The following is a 15,277-nucleotide window of genomic DNA, read 5'->3' as shown; positions in this document are numbered from 1 at the left end:
ACTCGAGCCTGGTGGCGTGGAAATTCTCGTTCAGGCGTACTAGCCGTTAGCGTCCCCTCAATAAACCCCCGGCTCCCCAGCCGGCCGGTTTTTGAAGCGCCGATGCACCCAGTAGTACTGATCGGGAAAGCGCAGGATCTGGGCCTCGAGAAATGCGTTCATTCTCGCGGCATCGTCCGTGTCGCTTTCGGAAGGAAACCCTTCGAGCGGCTCGAAGATCGACAATTTGTATCCTTTGAAATCCGGCAACACCTCCGTCACGAACGGCACCACCCTCGCGCGGCCCAGCTTCGCAAGGCGCGAGATGGAGGTCAGCGTGCAAGCGGGAACACCGAAGAACGGAACGAAGACGGAGTTCTCGATGCCGTGGTCCATGTCCGCCGCGAGCATGACAGGCTTGCCAGATCGAAGAATGCCGATGACTTTTCTGGCGCTCGTGGCGCGTTCGATCATCTCGGCGCCGAATCTACCGCGTTGCCGCCTCGCCAGATCGCACAAGCGCCGGTTCGACATCGGCGTGAACAGCGACGCGACGGGCAACTGCATCGAGTAGCGCATGCACCCAACTTCGATGCCCACGAAGTGAAATCCCATGAAGATGGTGGGCGGAGCGTTCGTGTCTTCCAGGTCGATCTTGCTTTCGATCTGGACGATATCCTCGATCGCCCGAGCACTGCCGAACCACTGAATCCCGCGCTCGAGATAGCTGCGAACCACGTGCCGAAAATGCGCCTTCGCGAGTGTTTGGCGCTCGAGTTCGGTCTTCTCCGGAAAGCAGAGGCGCAAGTTCACCAGCACGACCTGCTTGCGTCGGCTGGGCACTGCATAGAGCGCCGCGCCGATAGCGCTACCCAACCTCGCGACCAGCGGGTAAGGAAGAATCGACAACGCCCGCAGCAGCGCGATGAGAAAGGCATGACCGAGTTGTTTCACTAGCTGTTCCTGCATGCAATGGCCGACTGCGCCATCTTCGAATAGGGTGGTTCGCGGGCAGCGAACATCCGTTGAGGTGGGTCACGCCAGCGCGGCTGGCATAACGGCGCGCTGGCGAAAAGTGGTGCGAAGCGGGGTAAAAATCCGATTTCGGACCGAACCTGCCCGCCAACCGGCGGGACGACCCCTGGAACGAAGATGCGCACACAAAGCGTGGCGACCACGAACCTGTCGCGAGCGGGCGCATTATCGCATGCGATTGCGCTGACATCGCGGCGGCCACCGCCCGGAACACTATCGAGATGAGATGAGTGCGAGGTCGCGCGGCGCGCCATCGCTCGCCGCGCCATTGCACAGCGCACGCTGGCTTCAGCGAAAGCCCGCCCGCATCGCGATCGGCCACGTCACTTCACGGCGTCGATCGGGCTCGCCCCAGACGGGAGCGAGTTCGGCCGCCAGCGCGGCGACAGGATCGCTGCCCGTTGCGCTGCGATAGCGCCCCGTGGCCGACCAGCTGCGGCAGTAGCCGAGCAGTTCGTCGAGCGTCAAAGCGAGCCGGATAGCAAATGGGGGACTTGCGACGGGTTCGAAGGGAAACGGCAGCTCCGCATACGCCGTTTCGACATGATGCCGCTCGGCAGGCCAATAAGGGCCGACCACTTGATGATAAAAGTGGCTCACCCGTTCTTCGACCGCATCGCCTTCGACATGCAGCACCCCGTAGGTCCAGGCCGCGATCAGACCGCCGGGTTTCAGCACGCGCCTCACTTCGGCGTAAAAGCGATCGAGGTCGAACCAGTGCAGCGCTTGCGCGACGGTGACGGCGTCTGCAGTGCTGTCGCCTAGGCCGCTGTGGTCCGCCGGCGAGACGCGATACTCGACGCGTTCGTGCGCAGGCGCCTGCGAGATCTGAGCCTCGCTCAAGTCGGTAGCCCACACCTTGGCGAAATGGGCAGCCAAAGCGATCGACGCCTGACCATTGCCCGCCCCAACGTCCCACACGAGCTCCCGCACGGGACATTGCGTGGCGAGCCACGAGAAAAGCGCCGGCGGATACGTGGGCCGCGACGCAACATACTGCTTGGCGACGGCGCTGAAGTGATCGGGATTCATGGCGGATATCGTAGGATGCCCCGCTCCATCGGTCAAATGTACAGATCGCGGGCCACCGTCCAAATCGACTCGCCGTTCGGAATGCGAGCGGCGACCATTGCTTGCCGTCTCTGCATTACGGTTCTTCGCCGGTTGCCGAGCGCCGAAAACATTTGCCGATTGAACGCAGCCATGCATCGTAACCGCTACATGTGATCTCGCTGCCGAACCCCTTTTTCGGATTTTTCGGCCAACGCGACACGCTAAAATTGGCCACCGGTCAACAATTCACCACCTGATACCGCAAAATGATTCGACCAATCGCCAGCAAATATTTCATACCCGCTCTTTGAACGAATCACCAAAATAACAAAGAATGCACCAAGGAAAAGATAAGCAGCAATCTCCCAAATATCGGGATTCGACATTCGACATACATTCAGATTGGCTTTCTTGTGATGATCAGACGATTATCGATTAATAGCGTTACCCTTGAAAATAGATCGAAATAAGCTAATCTACCGCAATCGATCGGCTCCCACGGTGTGCATTCATATGAACACATTCAAAAGCGCCGGACATTTTCTTTGGTTAGTGCGAAAGACATGGATTACGCGTGTCGCGCGGCTATATTATTCGCAGTTTGGCGAGGACGCAGTGCTGCGGGAGATAATCAGCCCGGCGTGCAACAAAGGGATCTACGTCGATGTCGGCGCATACCATCCAATAAAATTTTCGAATACGTACGCCTTGCACAAACGCGGTTGGCGCGGGATCAACATCGACATGGATCCCATAAAAATCGAAGCATTCAAGCTCGCCAGGGCCTCGGACGTCAATATTTGCGCGGCGATCTCAAGCGAGAAAACCGTTAAACAGGCCTACAACTTTTCCAAGTACGGACTGACCTCGACTCTCGACCCCGAAACAGCCGCTGCGGAGGGCCAGGCACCCGTATCGGTCCGCAACGTGGAGACGACCACGCTCGACGACGTGTTGGAACATAGCCGCTACTCGAACCAGGAAATCGATCTGCTTTCGATCGATGCGGAGGGGCATGATTATCACGTGCTGCGATCGATCAACCTCGATCGATACAAACCTAAAATCATCATCGTCGAAAGCGTATCGTTTTCGATTAGAGACGTAATGAGCTCTGAAATATATAGGTACCTGGAAAAATACGGCTACCGCCTAATCAGTTGGACGCACATTTCACTGATCTTCAGGGTTGACCGGTCGGCTATATTTCGATTTCAACTATAGCGATAGCCACCGCTGCCTCGCGATGCCGGGCACGCGCCAAATCGTCCCGGACCTCGCGAGTCGCGCATCATCGCGCTAGTTCTGCGAGGACGGGCGGTCGATCGAGATACCCAAGTCCGCCGCCATGCGTTCAACGAGGGCTCGCAATTGCGTCACTTCGTCGGCCAAGCGCTGCTGTTCCGCCTTCAACGCATCGAGTTCGCCCGCCGGCGCCGCCCCTGGCGCGCGCGCGAACGTGGCCGCCAGCTGCTCCACATTCACTTCGCCGCACATCAAGTGCATCCAGCGATTCTCGCGCTCGCCGGGCGCGCACGGCAGCTTCACCACGAGCGCGGGCTCACGAGCAACCAGCTCGTCGAGGAAGGCTTCGACCGAGGAATTGTCGGCGAATCCGTGCAGACGTGCGGCATTCAGGCGCAACTCCGCCACCGTCTGCGGGCCTCTGAGCAGAAGAACCGTTAGTAACGCAACCGCCTGGCTCGGCACGCCGAGCACGCGATTCATGTTGTGCTCGTAGCGTGTGACGCGGCTACTGCTCGCTTCCATCACGAGGCTCAGCCGCTTCAAGCCGTCGATGGCACCCTGCACTTCCCCCTCGGTGACGCTCATGACGGGAGAGCGAGCGGTTTTCTGATTGCAGCCCGCCGTGGTCGCATTCAGCGACAAGGGATACGTATCCGGAACCGTATGCTGCTTTTCGACCAGCACGCCAAGTACGCGGGCTTCGATCGGGGTGAGATCGCGAAGGGGTTGGGTCATGTCGCAGCGATGTGCAGTGAACGTGGGGAGATATGATAACGAGCATCGCGTCGCTGCGCGAACCGCGTCTCACGCCGAAAGCGCCCCGCTTCGCCCGCCGGAGCCAGCGCGCACGCGCGCGGACCTGATAGAGAATGCGTCGCGACGATTCGAACGCTCGACTTACGGCTGTTCCGGCACGAAAGATTCGTCGCGAAACGAGCGCGCCGCTTCACGCAGCCAAGCCGTGAAAAGACGAAGCCCCTTCTTGGGACGCGTCGAAGGCGACTCGACCAGGCGGTACGCGAACCCCGGCAGACAGGGGCCTTCGATCTTGCGCAAACGGCCGGTGCGCAGCTCTTCATCGATCAACACGTTGCTGCACATCAGCGGCCCCAAGCCGCACTCCGCGGCATAGAGCGCGAGCATTTCCTCGCTATACCAGGACATCCGAAAGTCGATGCTTCGATCGTGTTCGACGAGCGCGAGCCACGTCGACCAATCCGGAGCATTCAGAGCGCGGTTTCCCCACTTGTAGGCAATCAGCGGGCGCGAAGCGAAGTCCTCGATCGCCGGCTTGCGATCCTGCGGACAAATATCGCGACCGGCTACCGCGAAATAACAGTCCTCCAAAATGACGGACTCGCGCTGATCGGATGCGACCGGACCATAGCGAATTGCGAGGTCGATCTCTTCGGCGCGCAGATCGACTAGATTCTCGGAACCGTGAATATGCACCGTAACGTTCGGGTGCACGGCATTGAATTGCGACAGCCTGGGCATCAACCAGCGCTGCGCGAACGCGCGAGTGGCCGAGATTTGGATCGAGTCCTCACTCGTACGCGCGCTGACGGCCTCGAAGGCCTGGGCAATTTGATCGAAGCCGTCTCTGACGAGCGGGTAGATCGTCTTGCCCACCGGCGTCAGCGCGACCGCTCGCCCGGTTCGTTCGAACAGCTTCTGACCGAGGCGCGCCTCGAGTTGACGGATTTGGTGGCTGACGGCCGTGATGGTCACGGACAGTTCATCGGCGGCCGCGGTGAAGCTCTGATGCCGCGCCGCGGCCTCGAAGGCGCGGACCGAATTGAGCGGTGGCAACTTGCGCATGGCGATAGACCTTCATTCCGAAGCCGGCCGGTGACGGTGAATGCATTCTACCCAAACCGGCCGGCCGCTCGCGCAGCTCGCCGCGACGCGCCGCCAGCCCCCGAGCGTGCCGCCGCTCAACGGCAAGAGCGCGTTCAGGCGATCGAATAGTGCGCGTCGGTCGGCATCATCCCGTTGACCGCCGTGACATCCTGCGGACACGCCGACATCACGACGATCGCGTCCATTTCAGCGCGCAGCGCGACGTATTGGCCGGCCTGACTGACGGGCGGCACGAATTTCAGCCCGCCGTTTTCGCATACGGGCACGTTCATGAACAAGTTCAAGGGGCACGGGGTTTCTTGCGCCGTCAGCCCGAGCGTTCGAAGCGCGGCGGCGAGGTTGTCGGTGCAGTTGTCATGGTGGCCGGCCACCCCCAACTGCGCGTAGCGATGCCTGTCGCACGCTGCGATCAACGTATCGTGCACGCCCGGCGTCGTGTCTTCGACCAACGTCAGGATCGCGCGCCGATGGTTCGTCAGCAATGTGTCGCCCACCTGCGGAATGATCTTGAGCATGGCGGTTCGGCTATGCTCCATCGACATCGATTCGCCGATGTCATGCTGATTGAACGCCCAGGTGTCGACAACCTGATGTCCGTGCGTATTGATCACCTTGATGGTCATGCCTTTGGCGAGTCTGACCGCCACGCCACTGCGCGCGGGAATACGGGTAAGGGCGCTGCCGGTGTCGATGTCTTTGTCGGGGGATATCGGATTCATGCGTTGTTCTCCGGAAAGTTGTCATTGAGTCGGCCGCGCCCGCCATGCCGATTCGATCGCGAGACACGTCCGTAACAACCGATCGTCGTGCCCTTGCGGGACGGAAAAAAGCACCGAGGTCGGCAGTCCCTGCCGGTCGACGCCCGACGGCATGGCGACGCCCGGCATATCGAGAAAGCTGCCTGGCATGGTCAGCGAAAGCGTCTCTAGGTTGGCCGCCGCGAACACGTGGTCGTCGGCCTCCAACGGCGCAAGCTCAGGCGCGACATGCTTGACTGTCGGGGTAATGAGCACCGCATCGTCGCCGAGCTCGTGCAAGAGGTTCAGCATGAGCTCGACACGTTGAGCGCGAATGAAGTCCTCCACCCGCCGATCGATGGCTTTGGCGGCCAGCAGTCGATTGCGAACGCGGCGGTCGAGTTGGTCGCCGCATGGTCCTTCGACGACATCCCGAAGAAGCGTCCAAGCCTCGACTGCGCCAAGCCAACCCTGCGTCGCGATCAAGCCGCGCGTGCTGGCGAATGCTTCGACGGGACGCTCCTGCACGCGCGCGCCACACTGCTGCAACCGCGCCACGACGCGGTGGAGATTGCGTGCCACGTCGGGCTCCAGCGCCGGATCCTCGAGAACCGACGAATCGACGACGAACCGTACCTGGTCCAGCGGCAGCGCTTGTAAGCAGATGTCCGAGCGGCCCTGCATCGCGCCGTCCAGCAGCACGCAGTCCTCCACGGTGCGTGCGATCGGCCCGAGGGTGTCGAGCGTGACGGCGAGCGGGTGCACGCCCCCCATGTCGTAACGGCGAGTCGAGGCGCGAAAACCCACGAGCGCGTTGAATGCCGCCGGCACGCGGACGGATCCCGCCGTGTCGGTCCCGATCGCCGCGGGAACGAGCCCGCGTTGCACGGCGATGGCCGAGCCCGAAGACGAGCCGCCCGGTACGCGCGGCGCCCTGTCGTGCGCGCCGAAGTCCGCGCTTGGTGTGCCGAAGTGCGGGTTGAGCCCGAGTCCAGAGAAGGCAAATTCGCTCAAGTTCGTCTTGCCGATCGGAATCATGCCGGCCGCCCGCATCGCGGCAATCACCGCGGCGTCCCGCGATGCGGGTGGCGCGTCGATCCGCGTGAGCGATCCCGCGCTCGTCTTGCTGCCCGCCACGTCGATCATGTCCTTCACTGCGAACGGGATCCCGTCTAGGCGACCAAGCGGTGCGCCCCGGCTGCGTCTGCGCGCCGCTTCCCGCGCCTGTTCGAGCGCGCCTTCGATGAACGAGATGAAGACGCCGCGAGAGGCATGCGCTCGCGTGACTGTGGTACGCACCAGTTCGAAGGCGTCTAGGCTTGCGTCGTCGAGCCTTCGCGCGATTTCGCTCATCGTCGTAGGGGTCGGCATGACGTCGTGCGGGTTATGCGGTTACGCTCGCACCCGCCAACTGGCGCGCCAGTACCGGCACCGCGGCGAAGGCATCGGCCACCGACGCCTCGTGCCGCGCGTCGCCGAACTCCTGATAGCTGATGCTGATCGCGTGGCTTTCCTCGACACCGAGATAGTGTGCGCAGGTCAGGATATGCGTATCCAAGTGGTTCATCTTTTCCCGCACGCCGCCGGGGCCGAATCCGAATTCGCCGTGCGAACTCAGAATGACGAGCTTCTTGCCGCTCATAACGGGTTCCAGCGGGAAGTCTCCGCGCGCAAGGTCGAACGTAAACGTCTTGCGCACGCGGATGACTTTGTCGAACCACGACTTGAGCGTCGCGGGCATGCCGTAGTTGTACATGGGCGTGCCGATCACGATCACGTCCGCGCGGTCGACTTCGCCGATCAGTTCGTCGGATAAGCGCAGCGTCTCGCGTTGCTCGGGCGTGAGCGCCTCGTCGGGCGTAAAGGCGGCCGCTATCCACGCTTCGGTGATGAAAGGGGGCGGATTGGCGCCTACGTCGCGCGAAATGATGCCGACCGCGGGATCGAGCTCCTTCCAAGCGTCGACGAAGGCATTCGATAGCTTGCGGCTGAGCGAGCGGCCGCTGCGTGCGCTGGCCGTGATGTGCAAAAGCGTGGTCATCGTGTGTGTTCCTTTTCGTGCTGAAACTCGGAAATCCGGAACACCGATTTAGCCACGACGCTTGCGTCCGCGCGATTGATGAATTTTCTTGCGGCGTTGAGTAAATCTCAACCGCGACCCATCGCCGTGGCCCACAACGGGCGTCGAATTTTCCTCAACCTCGGTTGAGAAAACATCGTTTTCGCCCCGGATTTGTCTCCGCTCCAATACGCATTGAGCGCACTCGACGATTGAGTGCGGCAATCCTAGGAGGAGACAGTCGTGTCAAACAATGAGATTTCGCAGGCGCACGAGCGTACCGGCGCCGCCTTCGACGTGCACGGTATCGAGCCCGTCCCGAACGAGCACAGGACATCCGGGCAGTTGGACCAGTTCTGGATCTGGGCCGGCGCGAACGTCGCCCCGATCAACTGGGTGCTCGGGGCCATCGGCATCCAACTGGGCCTGAGCCTGGTCGAAACATTGATGGTGATCGTGATCGGCAATGTGCTCGGTTGCGCGCTGTTCGGCGCGATGTGCGTGGTCGGACATCGCTCGGGCGTGCCGCAAATGGTGCTGTCGAGGCTGGCATTCGGCCGCCGGGGCGCATGGCTTCCCACGCTGATGCAGGTGCTGATGCCGATGGGATGGGTGGCGATCAATACCTGGATCGTGCTCGATCTTGCGGTGGCGGCGCTCGAACGCATGGGCATGAGCGGCGGCATGGAACTCAAATATGCGATCGCCGTCGCGGTCATGCTGATTCAAGTCGGCATCGCGACGTGGGGATTTCATGCGATTCGGTATTTCGAGCGTTACACGATGCCGGTCGTGCTGCTCATCATGATCGCGATGACCGTCCTTGCGTTCACGCACGTCGACATCCATTGGCACAGTTCGACCGCGCACGGTATCGGCAAGCTCGCCGCCATGAGCCAACTCATGACCGCAATCGGCATCGGCTGGGGGATTTCTTGGCTCGTCTACGCATCCGACTACACCCGCTTCACGAAGCCCGCGTTGACGAGCCGGCAGGTGTTTCGCGCGACCTCGCTCGGCATGTTCGTGCCCACCGTCTGGCTCGCGCTGCTCGGAGCGGCGATCGCCTCGGCAGGCAGCGGCGCCGATCCCGCGCAGCTCATCATTGCCGTGTTCGGTGCGATGGCGCTGCCTGTCCTGCTCGTCCTCGTCCACGGCCCCATTGCGACCAATATCGTCGTGATTTATTCGGCGGCGCTCGCCACGCTCTCGCTGGATCTGCGCATTGCGCGGTGGGTCGTATCCGTCGTGTCGGGCATCGTCGCGCTTTCGATTCTCTATCTATTCCTGCATTCGGGCGCATTCGCAAGCACATTCGAAAATCTCATGGTCTTTTTCGTCGTGTGGATCGCACCGTGGGCCGGCATCGTGCTCGTCGATTTCTTCGCGATCCACCGCGGCCGCATCGACGTCGAAGCGCTCTACCGTCATCACTCGACCAGCTCCTGCGGCGACGTCAACTGGCCCGGCATGGCGGCTTTGGCGCTCGGCGTGATCGCGGCCTGGCTCTTTCAAGTGGGCAGTATCGAGTCGATGCAAGGGCCCCTCGCCATGGCGCTGGGCGGCATCGATCTCTCGTGGTTTTCGGGTCTAGCCACAGGCGGCGGCAGCTACTACGTCTTTTATTTGGCGCGGCGTGCGGTGCGCTCGCCGCAAGCGCCGCTCGTCGACAACGGGAGCTCGACATGAACAGCGTGCGGATGGACAACATCAGCTGGGTGGAATACGAACGGCGGGTGGAAGCGGGAGCGGTGGTTTTTCTGCCCTGCGGCGCGACGGAACAACATGGCCCTCATCTTCCGCTCGGCACGGATGCGTTGCTCGCCAGTGCGATCAGCGAAGACGTGGCCCGCGCCGTGGGCGGCATCGTGGCGCCGGCGATTTCATACGGCTATAAGTCGCAGCCGAGAAGCGGCGGCGGTCAGCATTTCTGCGGCACGACGAGCGTCGACGGCGCGACGTTGAGCGGATTGATCCGCGATGCGGTACGCGAGTTTCACCGTCATGGCGTCAGGCGTCTCGTGATCGTCGTCGGGCACTATGAAAACCAATGGTTCGTCACCGAGGGGATCGAACTCGCGATGCGCGACATCGGCGAACACGGCGCAATGGAAGTCATGCGTGTCGAGCATTGGGAGTTCTGTCGACAGGACACGCTCGACGCCGTGTTCCCCGACGGCTTTCCCGGGATCGCGCTCGAGCATGCCGCGGTGATCGAGACGTCGATGATGCTTCACTACCATCCGCAGTTGGTTTCGCTAGAGCGGATCCCTTCGCACGGGCCCGCGCAATTTCCATCCTACGACATGTATCCCGCGCGCACGGCATGGGTTCCGTCGAGCGGCGTGCTCTCGTCCGCGAAGGATTCGACCCGCGAAAAGGGGCGGCGGCTCGTGACCGACGTTGTCGACGGCATCGCGGCGGCGGTGCGGCATGAGTTCGGATTAGACGGAGCCGCAGCCAGCTCGTAACCGACCGACCGGGTCGTTTTTTCCGTAAGCCGTCGCCATCCGCGTCGCCCGATCTCGCTCAGCAATCCCTCCGCCAATTCGCTTTTGTTATCGCCAAATCCGTCTTTCGAATTGTTCCGCTATCGGTGCGCCTCTATAGTCGTGCGTCAACAGCAGTCCCACTTCGACGAGGAGAGCCACCTTGAAACTGGTGCGTTTTGGCGATCCGGGCGATGAACGCCCGGGCATCGTGGATCGGCAAGGCCGCATCCGCGACCTGTCCGGCCATGTGTCCGACTTCGCGCCGGACACGCTCTCCCCCACGGGCTTGAGCGCTATCGCCGAGATCGACGCCGAGTCGTTGCCCATCGCGCCCGCGGGCATTCGCCTCGGGCCCTGTGTGGGCCGCGTCGGCAAGCTGATTTGCGTCGGCCTGAACTACTCCGACCACGCCGCCGAATCGGGCATGCCCGTGCCGACAGAGCCCGTCCTTTTCATGAAAGCGACGAGCGCGATCGCGGGCCCGAACGACGATGTCGAAATCCCGCCCGGCGCGCAAAAGGTCGATTGGGAAGTCGAGCTCGGCGTCGTCATCGGCCGGCAAGCGCGCTACGTGACGCGCGAGCGCGCATTGGACTACGTTGCCGGATATTGCGTCGTCAACGATGTCTCCGAACGCGCCTATCAATTGGAACGCGGCGGTCAATGGGACAAGGGCAAGGGCTGCGACACGTTCGGCCCGCTCGGCCCCTGGCTCGTCACGCGCGACGAAATCCCCGATCCGCAAGCGCTCGACATGTGGCTCGAAGTCGACGGCAAGCGCTATCAAAACGGCAACACGAAGACGATGATCTTCGATGTGGCGACGCTCGTCTCGTACATCAGCCAATTCATGAGCCTGCAGCCGGGCGACGTCATCTCCACCGGCACGCCGCCGGGCGTCGGCATGGGACAGAAGCCCGAACCGGTCTACCTGCGTCCGGGCCAGACGATGCGCCTGGGCATCGCCGGCTTGGGCGAACAGCATCAGCGCACCGTCCAAGCACGTATCGAGGAGGCACTGTGAACGCGATCGATTTGAAAGGCCGTACCGCCGTGATCACGGGCGGGGCGCGCGGCATCGGCTACGCGGTCGCGCAGCGCGCGTTGCGTTCGGGTGCAGCCGTCGCGCTATGGGATGTCGATGCGGACCGCCTCGCGCGAAGCCGCGGCGAACTCTCGGAATGGGGCGAGATGTCCACCGTCACCGTCGACCTGACCGACGCCGCCGCCGTCGAAGCAGCGGCTGCGTCGACGTTCGCGCGGCACGGTTCGATCGATATTCTCGTCAACAGCGCCGGCATCACGGGTGGCAACGGGTCGACTTGGGAGCTCGATCCGGCCGTGTGGCGCCGCGTCATCGAGGTGAACCTCGTCGGCTCGTATTTGACCTGCCGCGCCGTCGTGCCTCGCATGCTGGAACACGGCTACGGGCGCATCGTCAATATCGCCTCCGTGGCCGGCAAGGAAGGCAATCCGAACGCGTCGCACTACAGCGCATCGAAGGCCGGGCTCATCGGACTCACCAAGTCGCTCGGCAAAGAGTTGGCCACCCGAAACATCCTCGTCAATGCGGTGACGCCAGCCGCGTGCAAGACCGAGATATTCGATTCGATGTCGCAACAGCATATCGACTACATGCTCTCGAAGATTCCGATGAACCGCTTTCTCATGCCCGACGAAGCGGCGTCGATGATTCTCTGGCTCGCGTCGGAAGATTGCGCCTTCAGCACGGGTTCGGTGTTCGACCTCTCGGGCGGTCGCGCCACTTATTGACTACTCACGCGGGATGTCACCCATGGCCATGCCAACCATCAAACACGTGCGCGCCTTCACGGTCCGCGGCGGCGGCGCCGATTATCACGATCAGCCGGGCGGCCATTGGATCGACGATCACATTGCGACGCCGATGTCCCGCTATCCCGAGTATCGTCAAAGCCGCCAATCGTTCGGCATCAATGTGCTCGGCTCGCTCGTCGTCGAAATCGAGGCCAGCGACGGCAACGTCGGCTTCGCCGTGACTACCGGCGGCGAGATTGGCGCTTTCATCGTCGAAAAGCATCTCGCTCGCTTTCTCGAGGGCCGCTGCGTGACCGACATCGAAACGATGTGGGATCAAATGTACTACGCGACGCTTTACTACGGGCGCAAAGGCATCGTGCTCAATACGATTTCGGGCGTCGATCTCGCGCTTTGGGATCTGCTCGGCAAAATCCGCAAGGAACCGGTGTTTCAACTGATCGGCGGCCCCGTGCGCGAGGAACTCGTCTTTTATGCAACCGGCGCACGCCCCGACCTCGCCCAGCAAATGGGCTTCATCGGCGGCAAGCTGCCGTTGCGGCATGCTCCCGCGGAAGGCGAAGAAGGCCTGCGCCAAAACATCGAGACGCTCGCGGACATGCGCAGCCGCGTCGGCGACGATTTTTGGTTGATGTACGACTGCTGGATGAGCCTAGACGTGCGCTACGCGACGCGGCTCGCGCAAGCGGCGCACGAGCATGGCCTGAAATGGATCGAGGAATGCCTGCCGCCCGACGACTACTGGGGTTACGCCGAGCTACGCCGCAGCGTGCCGCGCGGCATGATGGTATCGACGGGCGAACACGAGGCGACGCGTTGGGGCTTTCGCATGTTGCTGGAAATGGGTTGCTGCGACCTCATTCAACCCGATGTCGGCTGGTGCGGCGGTTTGACGGAATTGATGAAGATCTCGGCGCTCGCCGATGCGCACAATGTGATGGTCGTGCCGCACGGTTCGTCGGTGTACAGCTACCATTTCGTCGTGACGCGCCATAATTCGCCGTTTGCGGAATTTCTCATGATGGCGCCGCAGGCCGACCGCGTCGTCCCGATGTTTACCCCGCTACTGCTCGATGAGCCCGTTCCCGTCAATGGGCGCATGAAGGTGCCGGAAACGCCGGGGTTCGGTGTGCGGCTGAACCCCGAGTGCGCGCTGGTGCGCCCGCACACGCATTGACCATCGAATCGTTTCGTCGGCGACACGACGCAAGGAGGCATGACGTGCTGCTCGAAAACAAAGTTGCGATCGTCACCGGCGGATCGCGCGGGATCGGCCGCGCAATCGCCCTCGCCTGCGCACGCGAAGGGGCGGATGTCGTCATCAACTATTGGAGCGACAACGATGCGTCGTACGGCAGGCGTGCGGCGATCGACGAAGTGATCCGCGACGTCGAAGCAAGCGGCCGGCGCGCCGTAGCGGTCGAAGGCAACGTCGCGCTGCCGCAAACCGGTGTCGATTTAGTTAGGCATGCAGTCGAGGCCTTCGGGAAAGTGGACGTGCTCGCCAGCAATGCCGGCATCTGCCCGTTTCACGCCTTCCTCGACATGCCGCCCTCCGTGCTCGAGCGCACCATCGGCGTGAATCTGAACGGCGCGTTCTACGTCACGCAAGCGGTGGCGCGCCAAATGAAAGAGCAAGGCACGGGTGGCGCGATTGTCGCGACGAGCTCGATCAGCGCACTGGTCGGCGGTGGGATGCAAACGCACTACACGCCCACGAAGGCCGGCGTCCACTCGTTGATGCAATCGTGCGCGATAGCGCTCGGCCCCTACGGCATCCGATGCAATTCGGTGATGCCGGGCACGATTGCGACCGATCTGAATGCCGAGGACTTGGAAGACAGCGAGAAACGCGCCTACTTCGAGCGGCGCATTCCGCTCGGCCGGCTAGGCGCGCCGGATGAAGTTGCCGATTGCGTCGTCTTCCTGGCGTCGGACCTGGCGCGTTATGTAACCGGCGCCGCGTTGCTCGTCGACGGCGGCATGTTCGTCAACCTTCAATGATTTGGCGGGCGGGCCGGCGCGTCCGCCATCGGCTGCGAAAAGCGCCGCAATAGGTTCACGAAATGGTGCGCCGCCTCGGGCAGCGCTTCTTCCTTGCGCAAGAGGATACCGTAGCCCGGCAGGCTTTTACCGATTTCGAGCGGCAGGGCCACGAGCAGCTTGCCGCGCACGTGGTCGCGCACGACCGATTCGGGCAACATCGCCACCGCGTCGTACGTTTCGATCAATTGCAAGGTAGCGAAGACCGAGCCGCATTCGGTCAAGTTCGCGGGCGTGTTCAAGCCCGCCTGCGCCAGTTCTTCTTCGAATAGCACGCGGGCGGGGCTCGTCACGGGCTGCGCCACCCACGGCCATTGAACGAGTTCCGCGAGCGATACCTCGGCTCGGCGCGCCAACGGATGGCGCGTGCGCACGACGAGAACCAGCGTTTCGCGAGCCAGCAGTTCGAAGTGAAAGTCATTGTGTTGCAGGGAGGTGGTAAGACGGGCGAGTGCAAGGTCGATCTCGCGGCGGTAGAGCAATTGCACGATTTGGTCGCTCGTCTCGCCCAGGATGCGCACGTTGAGCAACGGCCGTTCCGTCTTCAACGCGGCCACCGCCAACGCCAGGACATCGGGCGCGGCGCCCATGATCGCACCGACCGTCAACTGCCCGTGGCCGCCCTTGCGCTTGACGTCGAGATCCTCGGCGAAACGCGTCAACTCCGCCAGGGCGCGGCGCGCATACGCAAGCACGACCGCGCCCAGGGCGGTAGGCGTCATGCCGCGCGCGTTGCGTTCGAACAGACGAAAGCCGAAGGCGTCTTCGATATCGCCGAGCATTCGGCTCGCGCTGGGCTGCGCGACGTTCACTTGATCGGCGGCTTGGTGGACGTTGCGCGTATCGTCGAGCGCGACTAGCAGCGCCAGATGCTTGAACTTGAGCCGATTGACGAGCGACAGAGCAGCAGCGGACGGGGTCATGGGGTGATTCGCTTTGTGGATCGCCTAATGATGATAACGGATTGGTTT

Annotated in this window: 16 protein-coding genes; 7 read left to right on the top strand and 9 right to left on the bottom strand. The window is 62.3% G+C overall.

Annotation, left to right across the window (positions count from 1 at the left end; genetic code table 11):
- Positions 1-57 precede the first annotated feature (57 nt).
- From MMB74_RS15285 to MMB74_RS15275, 3 genes are all read right to left on the bottom strand, one after another.
- Complete coding sequence (locus tag MMB74_RS15285; protein ID WP_277429490.1) at positions 58-933, bottom strand: lipid A biosynthesis lauroyl acyltransferase; 876 nt, start codon at positions 931-933, stop codon at positions 58-60.
- Between the two features lie 369 nt (positions 934-1,302).
- Entirely contained in the window at positions 1,303-2,046 is a 744-nt protein-coding gene (locus MMB74_RS15280; RefSeq protein ID WP_277429489.1) for a class I SAM-dependent methyltransferase, read from the bottom strand.
- Between the two features lie 242 nt (positions 2,047-2,288).
- Positions 2,289-2,453 (bottom strand): hypothetical protein, encoded by a 165-nt coding sequence (locus MMB74_RS15275; protein WP_277429488.1) that lies wholly within the window; start codon positions 2,451-2,453, stop codon positions 2,289-2,291.
- Positions 2,454-2,580: 127 nt separating this feature from the next.
- Between MMB74_RS15275 and MMB74_RS15270 the strand changes: the two genes are divergently transcribed.
- Complete coding sequence (locus tag MMB74_RS15270; RefSeq protein ID WP_277429487.1) at positions 2,581-3,291, top strand: FkbM family methyltransferase; 711 nt, start codon at positions 2,581-2,583, stop codon at positions 3,289-3,291.
- Positions 3,292-3,366: 75 nt separating this feature from the next.
- Here the strand turns inward: MMB74_RS15270 and MMB74_RS15265 are convergent, their stop codons facing one another.
- The 5 genes from MMB74_RS15265 to MMB74_RS15245 all read right to left on the bottom strand — a co-directional run bounded on the left by MMB74_RS15265 (position 3,367) and on the right by MMB74_RS15245 (position 7,956).
- Complete coding sequence (locus MMB74_RS15265; RefSeq protein WP_277429486.1) at positions 3,367-4,050, bottom strand: YceH family protein; 684 nt, start codon at positions 4,048-4,050, stop codon at positions 3,367-3,369.
- A 162-nt stretch (positions 4,051-4,212) separates the two neighbouring features.
- Positions 4,213-5,136 carry a LysR substrate-binding domain-containing protein gene (locus tag MMB74_RS15260; RefSeq protein ID WP_277429485.1) on the bottom strand — a complete coding sequence of 308 codons (924 nt, stop codon included), beginning with the start codon at positions 5,134-5,136 and terminating at the stop codon, positions 4,213-4,215.
- A 134-nt stretch (positions 5,137-5,270) separates the two neighbouring features.
- Complete coding sequence (locus MMB74_RS15255; RefSeq protein ID WP_277429484.1) at positions 5,271-5,897, bottom strand: urea carboxylase-associated family protein; 627 nt, start codon at positions 5,895-5,897, stop codon at positions 5,271-5,273.
- Between the two features lie 21 nt (positions 5,898-5,918).
- Positions 5,919-7,286, bottom strand: coding sequence for an amidase family protein (locus MMB74_RS15250; RefSeq protein WP_277429483.1), 1,368 nt, complete (start codon positions 7,284-7,286; stop codon positions 5,919-5,921).
- Positions 7,287-7,299: 13 nt separating this feature from the next.
- Positions 7,300-7,956, bottom strand: a complete 657-nt coding sequence (locus MMB74_RS15245; protein ID WP_277429482.1) for an NAD(P)H-dependent oxidoreductase — start codon at positions 7,954-7,956, stop codon at positions 7,300-7,302.
- A 261-nt stretch (positions 7,957-8,217) separates the two neighbouring features.
- On the opposite strand from MMB74_RS15245, the gene MMB74_RS15240 reads away from it, so the two are divergent.
- The 6 genes from MMB74_RS15240 to MMB74_RS15215 all read left to right on the top strand — a co-directional run bounded on the left by MMB74_RS15240 (position 8,218) and on the right by MMB74_RS15215 (position 14,267).
- A complete protein-coding gene (locus MMB74_RS15240; protein ID WP_277429481.1) occupies positions 8,218-9,663 on the top strand; it encodes a cytosine permease in 1,446 nt (481 codons plus the stop codon).
- A complete protein-coding gene (locus MMB74_RS15235; RefSeq protein ID WP_277429480.1) occupies positions 9,660-10,445 on the top strand; it encodes a creatininase in 786 nt (261 codons plus the stop codon). Before MMB74_RS15240 ends, MMB74_RS15235 begins: the two co-directional genes overlap by 4 nt.
- Before the next feature lie 181 nt (positions 10,446-10,626).
- Complete coding sequence (locus MMB74_RS15230; RefSeq protein ID WP_277429479.1) at positions 10,627-11,490, top strand: fumarylacetoacetate hydrolase family protein; 864 nt, start codon at positions 10,627-10,629, stop codon at positions 11,488-11,490.
- The gene (locus MMB74_RS15225) at positions 11,487-12,239 is read left to right on the top strand and encodes an SDR family NAD(P)-dependent oxidoreductase (RefSeq protein WP_277429478.1); all 753 of its coding nucleotides are present in this window, start codon (positions 11,487-11,489) and stop codon (positions 12,237-12,239) included. The genes MMB74_RS15230 and MMB74_RS15225 overlap by 4 nt, the downstream gene beginning before the upstream one ends.
- A 22-nt stretch (positions 12,240-12,261) precedes the next feature.
- The gene (gene rhmD / locus MMB74_RS15220) at positions 12,262-13,440 is read left to right on the top strand and encodes an L-rhamnonate dehydratase (protein ID WP_277429477.1); all 1,179 of its coding nucleotides are present in this window, start codon (positions 12,262-12,264) and stop codon (positions 13,438-13,440) included.
- A 44-nt stretch (positions 13,441-13,484) separates the two neighbouring features.
- Positions 13,485-14,267, top strand: coding sequence for an SDR family NAD(P)-dependent oxidoreductase (locus MMB74_RS15215; protein ID WP_277429476.1), 783 nt, complete (start codon positions 13,485-13,487; stop codon positions 14,265-14,267).
- Here the strand turns inward: MMB74_RS15215 and MMB74_RS15210 are convergent.
- A complete protein-coding gene (locus tag MMB74_RS15210) occupies positions 14,261-15,229 on the bottom strand; it encodes a LysR family transcriptional regulator (RefSeq protein ID WP_277429475.1) in 969 nt (322 codons plus the stop codon). The two genes, MMB74_RS15215 and MMB74_RS15210, sit on opposite strands and share 7 nt — an antisense overlap.
- Positions 15,230-15,277: the final 48 nt, after the last annotated feature.

The sequence above is a fragment of the Trinickia sp. Y13 genome (assembly GCF_029522115.1).
GTDB lineage: Bacteria > Pseudomonadota > Gammaproteobacteria > Burkholderiales > Burkholderiaceae > Trinickia.
Note: the sequence above shows the minus strand (reverse complement) of the source record. Positions and strands in the feature narration are given on the sequence as shown.

Bases quoted from the DNA above. Each gene is read 5' to 3' on its own strand.
- MMB74_RS15255 (WP_277429484.1), bottom strand. From the start codon at position 5,897: ATGAATCCGATATCCCCCGACAAAGACATCGACACCGGCAGCGCCCTT.
- MMB74_RS15250 (WP_277429483.1), bottom strand. From the start codon at position 7,286: ATGCCGACCCCTACGACGATGAGCGAAATCGCGCGAAGGCTCGACGAC.
- MMB74_RS15270 (WP_277429487.1), top strand. From the start codon at position 2,581: ATGAACACATTCAAAAGCGCCGGACATTTTCTTTGGTTAGTGCGAAAG.
- rhmD (WP_277429477.1), top strand. From the start codon at position 12,262: ATGGCCATGCCAACCATCAAACACGTGCGCGCCTTCACGGTCCGCGGC.
- MMB74_RS15210 (WP_277429475.1), bottom strand. From the start codon at position 15,229: ATGACCCCGTCCGCTGCTGCTCTGTCGCTCGTCAATCGGCTCAAGTTC.
- MMB74_RS15260 (WP_277429485.1), bottom strand. From the start codon at position 5,136: ATGCGCAAGTTGCCACCGCTCAATTCGGTCCGCGCCTTCGAGGCCGCG.
- MMB74_RS15235 (WP_277429480.1), top strand. From the start codon at position 9,660: ATGAACAGCGTGCGGATGGACAACATCAGCTGGGTGGAATACGAACGG.
- MMB74_RS15280 (WP_277429489.1), bottom strand. From the start codon at position 2,046: ATGAATCCCGATCACTTCAGCGCCGTCGCCAAGCAGTATGTTGCGTCG.
- MMB74_RS15265 (WP_277429486.1), bottom strand. From the start codon at position 4,050: ATGACCCAACCCCTTCGCGATCTCACCCCGATCGAAGCCCGCGTACTT.
- MMB74_RS15245 (WP_277429482.1), bottom strand. From the start codon at position 7,956: ATGACCACGCTTTTGCACATCACGGCCAGCGCACGCAGCGGCCGCTCG.
- MMB74_RS15275 (WP_277429488.1), bottom strand. From the start codon at position 2,453: ATGTCGAATCCCGATATTTGGGAGATTGCTGCTTATCTTTTCCTTGGT.